The sequence below is a fragment of the Pseudomonas sp. Marseille-Q5299 genome, from assembly GCF_943737035.1.
In the GTDB taxonomy this organism is placed as follows: Bacteria; Pseudomonadota; Gammaproteobacteria; order Pseudomonadales; family Pseudomonadaceae; genus Aquipseudomonas; species Aquipseudomonas putida_E.
This window is the reverse complement of record NZ_CALSFR010000004.1, coordinates 316,663-332,095: the sequence shown is the minus strand read 5'-3', so window position 1 is coordinate 332,095 and position 15,433 is coordinate 316,663. Positions and strand designations below refer to the sequence as shown.

At 62.5% G+C, this 15,433-nt stretch carries 16 protein-coding genes; 11 read left to right on the top strand and 5 right to left on the bottom strand.

Translation table 11 applies throughout. The features are described 5' to 3' along the window. Positions 1–10 precede the first annotated feature (10 nt). Positions 11–754 (bottom strand): peptidase C39 family protein, encoded by a 744-nt coding sequence (locus NGJ21_RS14290; RefSeq protein ID WP_046787185.1) that lies wholly within the window; start codon positions 752–754, stop codon positions 11–13. Between the two features lie 155 nt (positions 755–909). On the opposite strand from NGJ21_RS14290, the gene NGJ21_RS14285 reads away from it, so the two are divergent. Beyond that, positions 910–1,092, top strand: a complete 183-nt coding sequence (locus NGJ21_RS14285; protein ID WP_039604431.1) for a hypothetical protein — start codon at positions 910–912, stop codon at positions 1,090–1,092. 132 nt (positions 1,093–1,224) lie between these two features. On the opposite strand, the gene pobA is transcribed toward NGJ21_RS14285, so the two are convergent. Next, positions 1,225–2,412, bottom strand: a complete 1,188-nt coding sequence (gene pobA / locus NGJ21_RS14280) for a 4-hydroxybenzoate 3-monooxygenase (RefSeq protein ID WP_115275257.1) — start codon at positions 2,410–2,412, stop codon at positions 1,225–1,227. A gap of 130 nt (positions 2,413–2,542) precedes the next feature. On the opposite strand from pobA, the gene NGJ21_RS14275 reads away from it, so the two are divergent. The 3 genes from NGJ21_RS14275 to NGJ21_RS14265 all read left to right on the top strand — a co-directional run bounded on the left by NGJ21_RS14275 (position 2,543) and on the right by NGJ21_RS14265 (position 4,850). After that, positions 2,543–3,421: a helix-turn-helix domain-containing protein gene (locus tag NGJ21_RS14275; protein ID WP_115275258.1), complete on the top strand. Its 879-nt coding sequence runs from the start codon at positions 2,543–2,545 to the stop codon at positions 3,419–3,421. A gap of 110 nt (positions 3,422–3,531) precedes the next feature. Continuing rightward, on the top strand, positions 3,532–3,930 hold the full coding sequence (locus NGJ21_RS14270) for a MerR family transcriptional regulator (RefSeq protein ID WP_046787188.1): 399 nt from the start codon (positions 3,532–3,534) through the stop codon (positions 3,928–3,930). A gap of 20 nt (positions 3,931–3,950) precedes the next feature. Further along, on the top strand, positions 3,951–4,850 hold the full coding sequence (locus tag NGJ21_RS14265; RefSeq protein ID WP_174141666.1) for a hydroxymethylglutaryl-CoA lyase: 900 nt from the start codon (positions 3,951–3,953) through the stop codon (positions 4,848–4,850). A 531-nt stretch (positions 4,851–5,381) separates the two neighbouring features. Here NGJ21_RS14265 and NGJ21_RS14260 read toward each other — a convergent pair. Next, the gene (locus NGJ21_RS14260; protein WP_174141665.1) at positions 5,382–5,897 is read right to left on the bottom strand and encodes an MgtC/SapB family protein; all 516 of its coding nucleotides are present in this window, start codon (positions 5,895–5,897) and stop codon (positions 5,382–5,384) included. 192 nt (positions 5,898–6,089) lie between these two features. On the opposite strand from NGJ21_RS14260, the gene NGJ21_RS14255 reads away from it, so the two are divergent. The 3 genes from NGJ21_RS14255 to NGJ21_RS14245 all read left to right on the top strand — a co-directional run bounded on the left by NGJ21_RS14255 (position 6,090) and on the right by NGJ21_RS14245 (position 10,039). Further along, positions 6,090–6,329, top strand: coding sequence for a DUF3203 family protein (locus NGJ21_RS14255; protein WP_046787191.1), 240 nt, complete (start codon positions 6,090–6,092; stop codon positions 6,327–6,329). Between the two features lie 123 nt (positions 6,330–6,452). Further along, positions 6,453–7,862 (top strand): GntR family transcriptional regulator MpaR, encoded by a 1,410-nt coding sequence (mapR, locus tag NGJ21_RS14250; RefSeq protein WP_115275260.1) that lies wholly within the window; start codon positions 6,453–6,455, stop codon positions 7,860–7,862. A gap of 101 nt (positions 7,863–7,963) precedes the next feature. After that, positions 7,964–10,039 (top strand): hybrid sensor histidine kinase/response regulator, encoded by a 2,076-nt coding sequence (locus NGJ21_RS14245; RefSeq protein ID WP_251962228.1) that lies wholly within the window; start codon positions 7,964–7,966, stop codon positions 10,037–10,039. A gap of 10 nt (positions 10,040–10,049) precedes the next feature. On the opposite strand, the gene NGJ21_RS14240 is transcribed toward NGJ21_RS14245, so the two are convergent. Both NGJ21_RS14240 and NGJ21_RS14235 read right to left on the bottom strand, forming a co-directional pair. Continuing rightward, positions 10,050–10,796 carry an SDR family oxidoreductase gene (locus tag NGJ21_RS14240; RefSeq protein ID WP_119688675.1) on the bottom strand — a complete coding sequence of 249 codons (747 nt, stop codon included), beginning with the start codon at positions 10,794–10,796 and terminating at the stop codon, positions 10,050–10,052. Positions 10,797–10,896: 100 nt separating this feature from the next. Then, positions 10,897–11,190 (bottom strand): DUF1330 domain-containing protein, encoded by a 294-nt coding sequence (locus NGJ21_RS14235; RefSeq protein WP_119688674.1) that lies wholly within the window; start codon positions 11,188–11,190, stop codon positions 10,897–10,899. A gap of 78 nt (positions 11,191–11,268) precedes the next feature. Here NGJ21_RS14235 and ribBA point away from each other — a divergent pair, with 78 nt between their 5' ends. The 4 genes from ribBA (at position 11,269) to NGJ21_RS14215 (ending at position 15,429) form a co-directional block, all read left to right on the top strand. Further along, entirely contained in the window at positions 11,269–12,384 is a 1,116-nt protein-coding gene (gene ribBA, locus NGJ21_RS14230) for a bifunctional 3,4-dihydroxy-2-butanone-4-phosphate synthase/GTP cyclohydrolase II (RefSeq protein ID WP_115275264.1), read from the top strand. A 289-nt stretch (positions 12,385–12,673) separates the two neighbouring features. Further along, on the top strand, positions 12,674–13,699 hold the full coding sequence (locus NGJ21_RS14225; protein ID WP_046787197.1) for a polyamine ABC transporter substrate-binding protein: 1,026 nt from the start codon (positions 12,674–12,676) through the stop codon (positions 13,697–13,699). Then, the gene (locus NGJ21_RS14220) at positions 13,696–14,613 is read left to right on the top strand and encodes an ABC transporter permease (RefSeq protein ID WP_115275265.1); all 918 of its coding nucleotides are present in this window, start codon (positions 13,696–13,698) and stop codon (positions 14,611–14,613) included. The genes NGJ21_RS14225 and NGJ21_RS14220 overlap by 4 nt, the downstream gene beginning before the upstream one ends. Positions 14,614–14,619: 6 nt before the next feature. Then, on the top strand, positions 14,620–15,429 hold the full coding sequence (locus tag NGJ21_RS14215) for an ABC transporter permease (RefSeq protein ID WP_046787199.1): 810 nt from the start codon (positions 14,620–14,622) through the stop codon (positions 15,427–15,429). Positions 15,430–15,433: the final 4 nt, after the last annotated feature.

Genomic DNA, 15,433 nt, shown 5'->3' with positions numbered 1-15,433 from the left:
TACGGGTGGCTTACCTTTCCAGGCTGTCCACGGCCTGCTTAGCCGCCAATTCCTGGCCCGCACGGGCCAACTCGTCGGCAGCCTGCAGCCAGCGCTGCCGGTCCACCTGGGCCGGCAGTTGCCGTGGCGGCTGTACCAGTATCGCCCAGCTCCCCTCTTGCGCCCACGCCGAGGTGAAATCATCGAAGGGCATCATCTGCCGCCGGTGCATCCCTGAACGCAGCAGCACCCGCTGCTTGTAACGGTCAAAACCGATCAGCACCGCATAGCGCGGCTCGCTCCACCACGCCGAACCTTCCTGAAAACGCACCAGCACCGGGTTGCCTGCAGCGACTTGGGTCAACAGGGCGTCCAGCTGTTTGTCCAGCGGGTATACGACCCTGCCGTAATCGCGCGCCACGCGCGGGATGCCGGTGCCCAGCGACTCGGCGCCCTGCGGCAGGTTCAGTGGCTTGTCCAGCAGCCCTGGGGTGATCGGCGCGCCCTGCTGCGAGAGCAACGCCGCCAGCGCCATGGCCCCACTGTGGTTGGCGTTGCCTCGGTAGAACGGCACGCTGCTGATCTCGACCCGCTGCGCAACGCCCTTGACGGCGGCCGGTGGCGCGCTGGCACAGCCTGAGAGGCTCGCGGCCAGCAGGCAGGCCACCATCAGGCGGCGTGGCTCGAAAACCCGGGACTTGAAGGAAATTTGCACCATGGACACTCGCTTGTTCTGGCGCCAGGCTGGCAACGCCCGGCCTTGACCCACGATCATAGGGCGCCAGGCGACGTGGGTATAGCCCGGTGCGGGCTTGGAACCAAACGAACCAAGCAATAGACCTGCGATAGATGGAACGTCACGCGGGGGGAGCTAGACTAAGCAATATCTGGAGGGTGAGCCGAAAGCTGGCCCAAGAGAAGGAGGTAGACATGAGCCTGACCATGGCAATCCTCATGCTGGTAGGTATGTGGCTTAGCGTCGCTGCCGCCATGCTCTGGGGTGTACTACGCATCGTGCGGCGTCATGCACAGCACCATCACCACCTGCCACCGCAGGTTCCGGCCAAGCAGCAGCCGGTCAATCGGGTGCGCCGTCACGCGCAGGCGCATTGATCTTCGCAATTTCCGAGGCCCAATCGCCGGCTTGCCGGCGATTGGGCTGCATAGCAGCCCTGCTAACGCTAACTGACCGGTATTAACCTGCAGGCCTCTTTTTTGATCGCAAGCGCTCTAAATGCACTGCCCCTAAACCACATCCTCGAACGGCAACCCCACATAGTTCTCGGCAATGTTCACCAGCCCCGCAGGTGAGGACAGGAAATACTCACGGTCCGCCTCCTGCATCTTCTGCTCCCAGGCATCCTTGTGCTCACCAAAGTCATGCAGCAACTGGGTCATGAACCAGCTGAAGCGCTCGCCTTTCCACACGCGGCGCAGCGCCAAGGGCGAGTACTGCTGCAGCAGGTCGGTGCGCCCTTCGCGGTAGACCTTGACCAGGATGCGGTACAGATAATTCACGTCCGAAGCCGCTAGGTTGAGGCCTTTGGCCCCGGTGGGCGGGACGATGTGTGCGGCGTCACCGACCAGGAACAGGTGCCCATATTGCATGGGTTCGACCACCAGGCTGCGCAAGGGAGCAATGCTCTTTTCCAGCGCCGGGCCGGTGACCAGGCGCGCTGCCACGTCTTCTGGCAAGCGGGCCTTGAGTTCGGTCCAGAAACGCTCGTCGGACCAGTCCTCCACGCGTTCATCCAGCGGTACTTGCAGGTAGTAGCGGCTGCGTGTCTGCGAACGCTGACTGCACAGCGAAAAGCCACGCTCGTGATGGGCGTAGATCAGTTCGTGGTTCACTGGCGGCGTATCGGACAGCATTCCTAGCCAGCCGAACGGGTAAACACATTCGTAGTGCTTGAGTACACCTTCGGGGATGCTCTGGCGGGAAACACCATGGAAGCCGTCGCAGCCGGCGATGTAGTCGCAGTCCAGGCGATGGGTCTGGCCGTCCTTCTCGTAGGTTACGTACGGCCGTTCGCCCTTGAGCTCGTGGGGCCGGACATTGCTGGCCGAATAGATGATCGGCGCACCGCTGGCTTCGCGCGCCTGCATCAGGTCTCGAGTCACTTCGGTCTGGCCATAGACCATGACCGTCTTGCCTCCGGTCAGGCCCTTGAGGTCCAGGCGTTGGCGGCGGCCACTTACAAGCAGCTCGACACCTTCGTGCACCAACCCTTCGCGGTCCATGCGCTCGGCAACACCTGCCTCACGCAGCAGGTCGACGGTACCCTGTTCGAGCACACCGGCACGGATGCGGCCAAGTACATAGTCAGGCGTCTGACGTTCAAGAATGACGGTGTCGATCCCGGCCTTGTACAACAGTTGACCAAGCAGAAGCCCAGACGGACCTGCACCGATGATTGCAACCTGAGTTTTCATTGTTGTTCTCTCGTGTTATTAGATTTCTAGCTGCATTTTTACGGGCAGCACAGGCGCAATAGCTGTGCTATCCGATGCAAAACCTGCACTTTTATAAAAAGCGTTCGATTAACGGACAGGCCAGCCGCTCATGAAATCGTCACTCCCCGGCGTCCCGCTGTTTCAGCTGTATGGCGAAAACCAGGCATGGCCCGGTACGGACCTGCTGCATTGCGAGTCGATCCCGGCCCGCAGCCGCCTGCACCACTGGGAAATCAAACCGCACCAGCACGCCGAACTGTTTCAGTTGCTGTATGTGCAACGTGGCCAGGCTCAGGTAGAGATCGAGGGCGTGCGCAGTGCCATTGGCGAAGCGGCAATCCAGGTGGTGCCACCGCTGACCGTGCACGGTTTTCGCTTCAGTGCCGATATCCAGGGGCATGTGCTGACCTTCGGCACCGCGCTGGTAGCCAACCTCGAGCAACGCCTGGGTGCACCGCTGGGGGTGCTGGCCAAGCCTGCCTGTTACCCGTTGGGCAAGGACCGTGTGCATCTGCGCAGCCTGATCGACACGCTGCAGCAGGAATACCAGGGCCATGCTCCGGCACGCGCGCCCCTGCTCGAAGCCCTGGTGACCGCACTGATGGTGTGGATCAGCCGTCGCCAGCAACTGGGCCAGGCGCCGCGCAACCGCGACGAACGTGACCGTCAGTTGCTGGGGCAATACCTGCGCCTGGTCGAAGCGCACTACCGTGAGCACCTGTCGGTGGAGGACTTTGCCGCGCGGTTGAAGATCCCGAGCCTGCAGCTCAACCAGCTGTGCCGGGCATTGAGCGGGCAGAGCGCACTGCAACTGGTGCACCAGCGGCTGCTGCTGGAGGCACAGCGAAACCTGATCTACACACGCATGAGCATCGGGCAGTTGTCGGACAGCCTGGGGTTCAGTGATCCGACCTACTTTGCACGGTTCTTCAAGCGCTTGAGTGGGCGGACACCCAATGGTTATCGTCGCTCGGTGCAGCCTGATTGATTGGCAATGCCTGTACTGGACAGCAAAGAGCGACACACCCGCAACACCCTGCTTGACGTATACGTCAACCTGCATTCAGGATACCGCCATACTCCACGCCGAGCCCACGCATGAGCAGCCAGACCTACAGCATTTCCGACCTGTCCCGCGAGCTGGACATCACCACCCGCGCCATACGTTTCTATGAGGAACAGGGCCTGCTCAGCCCCGAGCGCCGTGGCCTGGAACGCATCTATTCGGCACGCGACAAGGTCAGCCTGAAGCTGATACTGCGTGGCAAGCGCATCGGTTTCTCGCTGGCCGAATGCCGTGAACTGATCGAGCTCTACGACCCCAGCAGCGGTAACCTCAAGCAACTCAACAGCATGCTGGCAAAGATCGCCGAGCGCCGCGCCCAGCTTGAGCAACAGATGCTCGATATTCACCAGATGCAACTGGAGCTGGATACCGCCCAGGAACGTTGCGAACAGGCCCTGGCTGCAACATTGAACAATAACGACAACCGCTGACCCGCCACAGGAACCCCACCATGCCTTTGCCCGAAAAAGTCCGCCTGGTCGAAGTCGGCCCTCGCGACGGCCTGCAGAACGAAGCCCAGCCCATCAGTGTCGCGGACAAGGTGCGCCTGGTCGACGACCTTACCGACGCCGGGCTGGCCTACATTGAAGTCGGCAGTTTCGTTTCGCCCAAATGGGTGCCGCAGATGGCCGGCTCTGCCGACGTGTTTGCCGCTATCGAGCAACGCGCGGGTGTTACCTATGCGGCCCTGGCGCCCAACCTGCGGGGTTTCGAAGACGCCCTGGCGGCCGGGGTGAAGGAAGTGGCAGTGTTCGCCGCCGCCTCCGAAGCGTTCTCCCAGCGCAACATCAATTGTTCGATCAGTGAGAGCCTCCAGCGTTTCGAGCCGATCATGCAGGCGGCGCGCAGCCACGGTGTGCGGGTGCGCGGTTACGTTTCCTGCGTGCTCGGCTGCCCGTATGAAGGCAGGGTCAGTGCCGAACAGGTCGCCCCTGTGGCCAAGGCCCTGCATGACATGGGCTGCTACGAAGTCTCTCTGGGCGACACCATCGGTACTGGCACCGCAGGCGATACACGCAGGCTGTTCGAGGTAGTTTCGGCGCACGTGCCGCGCGAGCAACTGGCCGGCCACTTCCACGATACCTACGGCCAGGCGCTGGCCAACGTGTATGCCAGCCTGCTCGAAGGCATCAGCGTGTTCGACAGCTCGGTGGCCGGCCTTGGGGGTTGCCCCTATGCCAAGGGCGCAACGGGCAATATCGCCAGCGAGGATGTGGTGTACCTGCTGCAAGGGCTTGGGATTGAAACCGGCATCGACCTGGGCCGCTTGATCGCCGCCGGGCAGCGGATCAGCAAGGTGCTGGGCCGGGCCAACGGCTCTCGTGTGGCGCGGGCACGCAGCGCACAGTGATTCACACGGTTGTCACGTATGTGTGGGTGAGTGTTACCGCCCCCACAGCCGTCAGCAAAAAATCGGGTAACAGGGAAACAATTCGACAGAATTTCACGGCACCCAAATCATGCGAACCAGGCCAAACCATTGATTTTCAAGGGTTTTAAAAAGTTGGCACGGCACCTGCTATATCTTTGGTACAACAACAACAAAAAATGCGATACCCAATAAAAACAACATGTAACGGCTCTGACATAACAAGAACAACACGGCAGAGGCGCAGCAAGCAGATTTTTTTGGAGTAGACACGCTTTTCAGGGGTTCGCCCCGCGGTCTGGCACAGAACAATAAAACTACCTCAAGGTAGCGGCAGTCAGCATCGGATCCCCAGGATGAAAGCAGGTCAGCGCTCAAAAAAATACGTTTGCTCTTGACCCCGGTTGGGGGTCACCCGCAACACCAAGGCAGGCCTACAAAAACAACAAAAGGCCGGCCTCAATAATAAGAAAAGAGCAGGCAACAACGCTTTGAGGGGAGCTTCGGCTCCCCTCAGTGCTTCCTGCCCTCCTCCTGCTGTTTCTCCTCGTCCTGCCCCTCGACCTTCTCCACCACTATCGGCATCGTGGCCAGCACCAGCAGCGCAAGCACTGTGCTGATCAGCGCCGTCGCCTCACGCCCCATGCCTGCAGCGGTACCGATTGCCGCCGTCATCCACAGGCCGGCGGCCGTGGTCAGGCCTTTGACGTGGCTGGTATCGCGGCCATTACCTTTGAGGATGGTGCCGGCACCGAGGAAACCGATACCGGCGACGATACCCTGGATCACCCGGCTCAAGGCCTGCTCGTCGGCACCGGCCATGCTTGGCGCCAGCACGAATAATGCAGCGCCCATCGACACCAGCATATGTGTACGCACACCAGCGGACTTGCCTTTGTGCTCACGCTCGAAGCCCAGAATGGCACCCAGAATGGCTGCCATCAGCAGGCGCAGGATGATCCGGGTGACTTCGCGCACTTCGGTGATGTCGGCGAATTCTGCTTGAATGGTTTGCCAGATGAGGTCCATGGGTCGTTACTCAGACGCAAGCTGTGTGCTGCCCCTACCTTCCATTCACGAGCAATGCAGGCGAAAAGGCCGGCAGGGGCGCCTTTGTGGGTTGACCCGTGTACACCCGATAAAGTGCCGTGCAGCAGCTTGATGCAGCAACCTGCTACCGGTCGCGGTCACACCTGTAACCGCAACCCGGAGGACCACCCCATGCCCGTCGAAATCGAAGAAAGCACCCGCCGCTGCACCCTCATAGGCGAAGACCTGCGCATCGAAGGCGATGGCCCGGACATCGAGATCGTCACAGATGAGCAGTTGCACATGTCTGTGGCACTGCTCGCAGGCCAGCGTGTCCCGATCACCGAAGCCGAAGCCGACGCGCTGACCGTCGCCGGTGCCGTGGACAGCCGAAAGCATTTGAAGGCGAGCGTTCCTGGCTCGGTAATCTAGCGCGGCAGAAGCACTGCCCGGCAACTGATCCGGTTTTTGGTGCATGGCCTGAGCCTGTACTGAAAACCGCTTCGGGGCCATAGTGTGGGTGAATTGCCTGTTCACCCTGCTTGCCCAGCCCTCATGAAACGCTACGAACGATTTGCCGATGACATTGCCGAACTGATCCGCTCCGGCGTGCTCGGCCCCGGCCAGCGCGTGCCTTCGGTGCGCTACGCCAGTCAGACGCACGGGGTCAGCCCGTCGACCGTGTTCCAGGCTTACTACCTGCTCGAACGCCGCGGGCTGATCCGCGCACGGCCGCGTTCAGGCTATTTCGTCACTGCCCATGCACCGCGTCAGTTCAGCGAGCCACAGCCAATGGAGCCGTTGAGCGAATCGACTGACGTGGATGTCAGCGCCTTGGTGTTCTCGATACTCGAGTCGATCAAGGACCCGAACACCGTGCCGTTCGGGTCGGCATTCCCCAGCCCGGAACTGTTCCCGCTGCAGCGCCTGTCGCGCTCGCTGGCCAGCGCCAGCCGGGCCATGGACCCGCGCATGGTGGTCACCGACCTGTCACCGGGCAACCCGCAACTGCGCCGGCAGATCGCCCTGCGCTACATGGTCGGCGGGCTGATGCTGCCCATGGAGGAATTGCTGATCACCAACGGCGCGCTGGAAGCACTGAACCTGTGCCTGCAGGCGGTCACCGAGCCGGGTGACCTGGTGGCGGTCGAAGCACCGGCCTTCTACGCCTGCCTCCAGGTGCTGGAACGGCTCAAGCTCAAGGCAGTGGAGATACCCGTGCAGCCGCGCGAAGGCATGGACCTGGCCGCGCTCGCCCAGACCTTGGAAAAGCACCCGGTCAAAGCCGTGTGGTGCATGACCAACTTCCAGAACCCGGTGGGCGCGAGCATGCCCGAGGCGAAGAAACAGGCATTGGTGGCGTTGCTGCAGCGCCATCAGGTGCCGCTGATCGAGGACGACGTCTACGCCGAGCTGTATTACTCGCAGCAGGCGCCCAAGCCCGCCAAGGCCTTCGACACGCAAGGCCTGGTGATGCACTGCGGCTCGTTCGCCAAGAGCCTGGCGCCCGGTTACCGCATTGGCTGGGTAGCCGCCGGGCGCTTTGCCCAGAAGATCGAACGGCTCAAGCTGATGACCTCGCTGTGCGCCTCGATGCCGGCCCAGGCCGCCATTGCCGACTACCTGGAACACGGCGGCTATGACCGCCACTTGCGCAAACTGCGCTATGCCCTGGAGGGCCAGCAAGCCAACATGCTCGCCGCCATCTCGCGGTATTTTCCGCCGCAGACGCGAGTCAGCCAGCCTTCTGGCGGCTACTTTCTGTGGCTGGAACTGCCCGAACGGATAGATGCACTGAAGCTGTTCCACATGGCCTTGGCCCAAGGCATCAGCATCGCTCCGGGGCCTATATTTTCGCCCACCCGCCGCTTTGGCAACTGCATCCGCCTGAACTACGGCACCCCTTGGGGCGACACCGCCGAACGGGCAATGGAAACCCTGGGCCGCATCATCCGCTCATTCTGACGGCAAACTGCCCACTCGTGCGCAATCTGGCGAGATGGCGGCTAGGCGTACCAGAGCCGTCGCGTTAAAGTCTGGCCACGCACCGCTGCCGGACGTCGCCAATGCCTCTGAACGAGATGCTCGCCCTGCGCGAGGAAATCGCAACCCTGCGCCGCCGTAACGCGCAGCTTGAAGCCGAACTGCAGCAACACCCGCATCTGGGCCTCGATGTCTACCGCTTTCTGTTCGAGAGCATGGATGAAGGCTTCTGCATCATCGAATTCATTGACGGCCCGCATGGCCCCCTGAGTGATTACGTGCATGTGCTCGTCAACCCGGCCTATGCCAGGCATGCCGGCATCGCTGACGTGACCGGCCAGAAAATGCGCGACATATTGCCTGATGAAGCCGACGCCTGGGTTGCCCGCTACGGTCCAGTGCTGCATACCGGCACCCCCCTGCAATTCGAGCAGGAATTGCGAGCCAGCGGCCGCGTTTTGTCAGTGAGCAGCTTTCGCGTCGAGCCGGCGCAGCGCCGGCAGGTTGCGGTTCTGTTCAAGGATGTCACCGAGCGACGCAAGACCGAGCAGGCCCTCGAGCAGCTCAATGCGCACCTGGAGCAAAGGGTCAGCGAAGCCCTGGCACAGCGCAGCCTGTTCGCAGAGCTTATCGACCAGAGCGCAGCCAACGTGCATGTGCTCGATAGCGGCATGCACTGGCTGGCCGTCAATCGCAAGGCCAGGGAGGACTTCCGGTTCCTGTATGGTCAGACACCGGTAGTCGGCGCCTGCATGCCCCCCCTGATGGGTGACAATGCCGCAGACCGGGATGCGATCCTGCCCTTGTGGCGACGGGCACTGCAGGGCGAGCAGTTCACCGCAACCGGTGCATTCGGCCAGCCGCCGGACCAGCGCCATTATGAACTGCGCTTCAATGCCCTGCGCGATGCTGCAGGTACCCCGATGGGTGCTTACCTGTTCGCCTACGACATCAGCGAGCGGGTACAGCAGCAGCAACGCCTTGCCAACGCAGAGCAGGCCCTGCGTCAGGCGCAAAAAATGGAGGCCGTCGGGCAGCTTAGCGGCGGCATCGCACATGACTTCAACAACTTGCTGGGCAGCATCCTCAATACCCAGGAACTGATCCAGCTGCGCCTGCGACAACAGCGCTATACCGGGCTTGAAAACTTACTCGAACTGTCCAACAGTACGGCCAAACGCGCCTCGTCGCTGGTGCACCGACTGCTGGCATTTTCGCGCCAGCAAACCCTGCAACCACGTTCCACCGAGGTGGCGGCGCTGCTGGGCGACATGCAAGAGCTGGTGCGCCGAACGATCGGCCCTTCCATTTCCCTGCACAGCCGGTTCGCGCCTGAACTCTGGCCAACCTTTATCGACCCGCCACAATTGGAAAGCGCATTGCTCAACCTGTGCATCAATGCCCGCGACGCGCTGCCTGACGGTGGTGTCATCAGCATTCATGGCGACAATGTGGCGCTCGACAGCGATCAGGCACGCCCTTTAGGGTTGCCCTGCGGCGACTACGTGCGCCTCAGCGTTGTCGACAACGGCTGCGGTATGAGCGAGGAAGTGGTTGCACGCGCCTTCGACCCGTTCTTCTCCACTAAACCCATCGGCCGGGGCACCGGCCTTGGGTTGTCGATGACCTACGGTTTCGTGCGCCAGTCTGGCGGGCAGTTACGCTTGCTTTCTCAACCCGGCAAGGGCACACGCGTTGAACTGTACCTTCCGCGCCATCACGCACAGCCCGTGCAGCAGGCCCTGCCCTCCAAGACCGGCTCACTGGATAGGCACCGTGCGGGCGGGCAGCGCATCGTGCTGGTGGAAGACCAGCTAGCTCTGCGCTTGGTGATCCGCGAGGTGCTGGAAGAACAGGGTTATCAGGTCGAAGCCTTCGAGACTGGCGCTGCCGCCCTGGCACACTTGCAACGCAGCGAGCGGCCGGACCTGCTGTTAAGCGACATCGGCCTGCCCGACGGCCCCAACGGTCGCCAGGTGGCTGAGCGCTACCGGCAACAGTATCCCGGCCTTGAACTGCTGTTCATCACCGGCTATGACAACAGTGTGGCGCTGGGAGACGATCAGTTGCTGCAAGGCAGCCATGTACTGGGCAAACCGTTCGAGCTGGATGCGCTGGCCGAGTGCGTCCATCAACTGCTGGCGGCCAGGCAGCCGTGAGCGGTGGCGCTCAGCGCCCGCCGCCCAGGTCGAGAAAACTGCCAGTGGAATAAGACGCCTTGTCCGACAGCAGCCAGAGAATCGCCTCGGCCACTTCTTCCGGGCGGCCGCCGCGCCCCATGGGCAAGCCAGGCTCGAGCTTGGCGACACGGTCGGGGTCGCCGGACAGGGCGTGGAAGGCGGTATGAATGTAGCCTGGGCGCACGCCATTGACCCGCACCCCCTCACCTGCCACCTCCTTGGCCAAGCCGATGGTGAAGGTATCGAGGGCACCTTTGGAGGCGGCGTAGTCGACGTATTCGTTGGGTGAGCCCAGGCGCGCAGCGACCGATGACACATTGACGATGGCCCCGCCTTGGCCGCCGTGGCGGCGTGCCATGCGCAGCAATGCGTGCTTGGCGCAAAGCATCGGCCCGACCACATTGGTTTTCATCACCTTGAGCAGGCGGAACTCCGACATGCCTTCGACACGGCTTTGCTGGCCGATGGTGCCGGCGTTGTTCACCAGTGCGGTGACGGGGCCTAGCTCTTCATCGACGCGATGAAACAGCTGGATCACCTCGTCCTCGACACTGGCGTCTGCACGCACACAGATGGCCTGGGCGCCGAGTGCGCGCACCTGGGCAAGAATGCCTTGCGCGGCCTGGTCATCGGCGTGGTAGTTGATGCAGATGCGGTAACCCTCGCGGGCGGCCTGCATGGCGGTGGCGGCGCCGATGCCACGGCTGGCGCCGGTGATGACAATGACTTTCTCCATGGCCCTGCCAAATCGCTTGGAAAGATAGGTCCGACAATAGGGGAAAAGCCAGCCGCTGGGAATGACCCAGCACAACAGGTCAGGCGATATCAGCCCGCGCTCAGGGCTCGAACCCTTCCACGATGATCACCTCTGCCTTGGCCACCCCTTGGCGATGGGTGCACGCTTGCTGATACAACTCGGATCGATAGCAGGCCAGCGCCTGCTCGTAGGTCTGGAACTCGATCACCACACTGCGCTGGGGGGTTGGCCGCCCTTCCAGCGCCTCGCTGCGCCCGCCCCGGGCGAGGAACCGCCCGCCGAATGCGGCAAAGGCGGCGGGCGCACGTTGGGTGTACTGCTGATACTGCTCCGGGTCGGTCACGTCCACGTGGGCAATCCAATACGCTTTCATCCGCTACTCTCCTGTTGCAAAACTATTTGTGTATGATGGTATACCATAATAATCACCCATTCACAGTGAGCGTGCAGCATGGCTTTCAACACGATCGAAGAACTCCTCGAGGACTACCGCCAAGGCAAGATGGTGCTGCTGGTTGACGACGAGGATCGGGAGAACGAAGGCGACCTGCTGATCGCCGCCGAGCGCTGCGACGCTCAGGCCATCAACTTCATGGCCCGCGAAGCGCGGGGCCTGATCTGCCTGACACTGACCGACGAGCATTGTCAGCGCTTGGGGCTTGAGCAGATGGTACCGGCCAACGGCAGTGCGTTCAGCACCGCCTTCACCGTATCGATCGAGGCCGCTACGGGGGTTACCACGGGTATTTCTGCGGCCGACCGGGCACGCACGGTGGCTGCAGCCATGGCCGCCGATGCCCGCCCGGAGGATCTGGTGCAGCCCGGCCACATCTTCCCGCTACGCGCCCGCGAAGGCGGTGTGCTGAACCGCGCCGGCCATACCGAAGCGGGTTGCGACCTGGCACGCCTGGCCGGTTTTGCCCCGGCGTCGGTGATCGTGGAGGTACTCAACGACGACGGCACCATGGCCCGTCGACCGGACCTGGAAGTGTTCGCCGCCCGGCATGGCATCAAGATCGGCACCATCGCCGACCTGATCCACTACCGCCTGAGCACCGAGCAGACCATCAAGCGCATCGGTGAACGCGAACTGCCGACCGTGCACGGCACCTTCCGCCTGGTCACCTATGAAGACCGTATCGAAGGCGGTGTGCACATGGCCATGGTGATGGGCGATATCCGCCGCGAACAGCCGACCTTGGTGCGCGTGCACGTAATCGACCCGCTGCGCGACCTGGTCGGTGCCGAATATGCCGGGCCGGCCAACTGGACCTTGTGGGCTGCGCTGCAGAAGGTCGCTGAGGAAGGTGCCGGGGTGGTGGTGATCCTGGCCAACCATGAATCGTCGCAGGCGCTGCTTGAGCGCATACCGCAACTGACCCAGCCGTTGCGCCCCTACCAGCGTGGGCAATCGAAGGTGTACTCGGAAGTCGGCACCGGCGCGCAGATTCTCCAGGACCTGGGCGTTGGCAAGCTGTGCCACCTGGGCCCACCGCTCAAGTATGCGGGCCTGGCCGGGTATGAGCTGGAAGTGGTGCAGAGCATACCTTTCGAGCCCCAGGGCTGAAAGCTGCAGGTTAAAGCGGATCTGCGGCGCAACGCGATCTGCTTTGACTTGAAGCTCGCAGCTTGAGGCTTGCAGCTTCGAGGCGAGAAAGAGTGATGGCCGGTAGCCTCCCGCTCTTGCCAAAATCTTGGAATACCATAATATGATATCCCGTAGACCTTGAAATCACAGGCCGCCACCTACACTCACCAAACGGCCACCGACACATTGTTTTAGCTGCTCCCCGAATACTGTTGGCGGGCGCACTACCAGCCCGCCTCGAATAACAAAAAGCAACGAGGGCGTAACCATGCTGTTGAGCAAACGTGTAACCGCAGTGCTGTCCGCCAGCCTGCTGACCCTGGCATGTCAGGCCACCCAGGCCGCCGACAGCCTCAACTTCGTCAGCTGGGGCGGTACCACCCAGGACGCCCAGAAAGAAGCATGGGCCGTACCTTTCAGCAAATCGACCAACATCAAAGTGGTGCAGGACGGCCCGACCGACTACGGCAAGCTCAAGGCCATGGTCGAGAGCGGCAACGTGCAGTGGGACGTGGTCGACGTGGAAGCCGACTTTGCCCTGCGGGCCGCCAGCGAAGGCCTGCTCGAACCCCTCGATTTCAACACCATCGCGCGCGACAAGATCGACCCACGCTTCGTCTCCGACCATGGCGTCGGTTCGTTCTTCTTCTCGTTCGTGCTCGGCTACAACGAAGGCAAGCTCGGCGCCAACAAGCCGGTGGACTGGACCGCGCTGTTCGACACCAAGACCTACCCCGGCAAACGCGCCCTGTACAAGTGGCCGAGCCCCGGCGTACTGGAACTGGCCCTGCTGGCCGACGGCGTGCCAGCCGACAAGCTCTACCCGCTGGACCTGGACCGCGCCTTCAAGAAACTCGACACCATCAAGAAAGACATCGTCTGGTGGGGCGGTGGTGCCCAGTCGCAGCAGCTGCTGGCCTCCGGTGAAGCCTCGCTCGGCCAGTTCTGGAACGGCCGCGTCTACGCCCTGCAGCAAGATGGAGCGCCGGTGGGCGTGAGCTGGAAGCAGAACCTGGTCATGGCCGATTTCCTGGTCATCCCCAAGGGCGCCAAGAACAAGGACGCGGCCATGAAGTTCCTGGCCCAGGCCAGCAGCGCCGAAGGCCAGGCCGAGTTCGCCAACAAGACCGCCTACGCGCCGGTGAACCTGGACAGCGTGGCCAAACTCGACAAAGACCTCGCGCAGAACCTGCCGACCGCCTACGCCCAGGACCAGGTCACCCTGGACTTCGCCTACTGGGCCAAGAACGGCCAGGCCATCGCCGCGCGCTGGAATGAGTGGTTGGTGAAATGAAAGTCGCCATCAATGCCCTGCAAAACGCGCAAGGTGCCCCCACGGGCACCGGCGCTCCGGGGACGGCCCCACGCCGCATGAGCCTCGGCCAGCGCTGGAAGGGCAGCCGCAACCTGTTGCCCGCCCTGCTGTTCCTTGGCCTGTTCTTCTTCGCCCCGCTGATCGGCCTGTTGCTGCGCGGCGTGTTGGAGCCGGTGCCGGGGCTGGGCAACTACGAGCAGCTGTTCGCCAACTCGGCGTATGCGCGGGTACTGTTCAACACCTTTTCGGTGGCCGGCGTCGTCACCCTGATCAGCGTGTTGCTGGGCTTCCCGCTGGCCTGGGCAATCACCCTGGTGCCCAACGGCTGGGGCCGCTGGTTGCTGAACATCGTGCTGTTGTCGATGTGGACCAGCCTGCTGGCGCGTACCTATTCGTGGCTGGTGCTGCTGCAGGGCTCGGGGGTGATCAACAAGGCGTTGATGGCGCTGGGCATCATCGATGCCCCGCTGGAAATGGTGCACAACCTGACCGGCGTGGTGATCGGCATGAGCTACATCATGATCCCGTTCATCGTGCTGCCGCTGCAGGCGACCATGCACGCCATCGACCCGATGGTCCTGCAGGCCGGCTCCATCTGCGGCGCAAGCCCCTGGACCAACTTCTGGAAGGTGTTCCTGCCACTGTGCCGCTCGGGGCTGTTCTCCGGTGCGCTGATGGTGTTCGTCATGTCGCTGGGCTACTACGTCACCCCGGCCCTGCTTGGTGGCGCGCAAAACATGATGCTGCCCGAATTCATCATCCAGCAGGTGCAATCGTTCCTTAACTGGGGCCTGGCCAGCGCTGCCGCCGCACTGCTGGTGGTCATCACCCTGGTGCTCTTCTACCTGTACCTGAAGCTGCAACCGGAATCACCGGTCGGCAACGCGAGGTAAACCGCCATGCTTCTGTCTCCCAATGCCATGGGGCGCCCGCTGCGCACGGGCCTGTACCTGACCACCGGCGTGATTGCGGCCTTCCTGCTGCTGCCGGTAGTGTTCATCATCCTGCTGTCGTTCGGCTCATCGCAGTGGCTGGTCTTCCCGCCACCAGGCTGGACCTTCAAGTGGTATGCGCAGTTCTTCGCCAACCCGGAGTGGATGGACGCCGCCCTGGCCAGCTTCAAGGTCGCCGTGCTGACCACCATCGCCGCCGTGCTGCTGGGCCTGCCTACTGCATTCGCCCTGGTGCGTGGCCGCTTCCCCGGCCGCGAAATGCTCTATGGGCTGTTCACCATGCCGATGATCGTGCCGTTGGTGATCATTGCAGTGGCGGTGTATGCACTGTTTCTGAAGCTCGGCTATACCGGCACGCTGTTCGCCTTCGTGGTCAGCCACGTGATCGTCGCCCTGCCCTTCACCATCATTTCGATCATCAACTCGCTCAAGCTGTTCGACCAGTCGATCGAGGATGCCGCGGTGATCTGCGGTGCCTCGCGCCTGCAGGCGATCTTCAAGGTGACCTTCCCGGCCATTCGCCCGGGGATGATCGCCGGCGGCCTGTTTGCCTTCCTGGTTTCGTGGGACGAGGTGGTACTGAGCGTGATGATGGCCAGCCCCGACCTGCAAACCTTGCCCGTGAAGATGTGGACCACCCTGCGCCAGGACCTGAGCCCGGTGATCGCCGTCGCCTCGACGCTGCTGATCGGCCTGTCGCTGATGGTCATGGTCATTGCCGCCGCCTTGCGCCGGCGCACCGAAACGAACGCCTGAGCGC

What these genes read in the sequence shown, in the direction of transcription:
- NGJ21_RS14225 (WP_046787197.1), top strand. Translation starts at nt 12,674, where the DNA reads ATGCTGTTGAGCAAACGTGTAACCGCAGTGCTGTCCGCCAGCCTGCTG.
- NGJ21_RS14290 (WP_046787185.1), bottom strand. Translation starts at nt 754, where the DNA reads ATGATCGTGGGTCAAGGCCGGGCGTTGCCAGCCTGGCGCCAGAACAAG.
- NGJ21_RS14240 (WP_119688675.1), bottom strand. Translation starts at nt 10,796, where the DNA reads ATGGAGAAAGTCATTGTCATCACCGGCGCCAGCCGTGGCATCGGCGCC.
- mapR (WP_115275260.1), top strand. Translation starts at nt 6,453, where the DNA reads ATGAAACGCTACGAACGATTTGCCGATGACATTGCCGAACTGATCCGC.
- NGJ21_RS14235 (WP_119688674.1), bottom strand. Translation starts at nt 11,190, where the DNA reads ATGAAAGCGTATTGGATTGCCCACGTGGACGTGACCGACCCGGAGCAG.
- NGJ21_RS14260 (WP_174141665.1), bottom strand. Translation starts at nt 5,897, where the DNA reads ATGGACCTCATCTGGCAAACCATTCAAGCAGAATTCGCCGACATCACC.
- NGJ21_RS14220 (WP_115275265.1), top strand. Translation starts at nt 13,696, where the DNA reads ATGAAAGTCGCCATCAATGCCCTGCAAAACGCGCAAGGTGCCCCCACG.
- NGJ21_RS14275 (WP_115275258.1), top strand. Translation starts at nt 2,543, where the DNA reads ATGAAATCGTCACTCCCCGGCGTCCCGCTGTTTCAGCTGTATGGCGAA.
- NGJ21_RS14265 (WP_174141666.1), top strand. Translation starts at nt 3,951, where the DNA reads ATGCCTTTGCCCGAAAAAGTCCGCCTGGTCGAAGTCGGCCCTCGCGAC.
- pobA (WP_115275257.1), bottom strand. Translation starts at nt 2,412, where the DNA reads ATGAAAACTCAGGTTGCAATCATCGGTGCAGGTCCGTCTGGGCTTCTG.
- NGJ21_RS14255 (WP_046787191.1), top strand. Translation starts at nt 6,090, where the DNA reads ATGCCCGTCGAAATCGAAGAAAGCACCCGCCGCTGCACCCTCATAGGC.
- NGJ21_RS14215 (WP_046787199.1), top strand. Translation starts at nt 14,620, where the DNA reads ATGCTTCTGTCTCCCAATGCCATGGGGCGCCCGCTGCGCACGGGCCTG.
- NGJ21_RS14285 (WP_039604431.1), top strand. Translation starts at nt 910, where the DNA reads ATGAGCCTGACCATGGCAATCCTCATGCTGGTAGGTATGTGGCTTAGC.
- ribBA (WP_115275264.1), top strand. Translation starts at nt 11,269, where the DNA reads ATGGCTTTCAACACGATCGAAGAACTCCTCGAGGACTACCGCCAAGGC.
- NGJ21_RS14245 (WP_251962228.1), top strand. Translation starts at nt 7,964, where the DNA reads ATGCCTCTGAACGAGATGCTCGCCCTGCGCGAGGAAATCGCAACCCTG.
- NGJ21_RS14270 (WP_046787188.1), top strand. Translation starts at nt 3,532, where the DNA reads ATGAGCAGCCAGACCTACAGCATTTCCGACCTGTCCCGCGAGCTGGAC.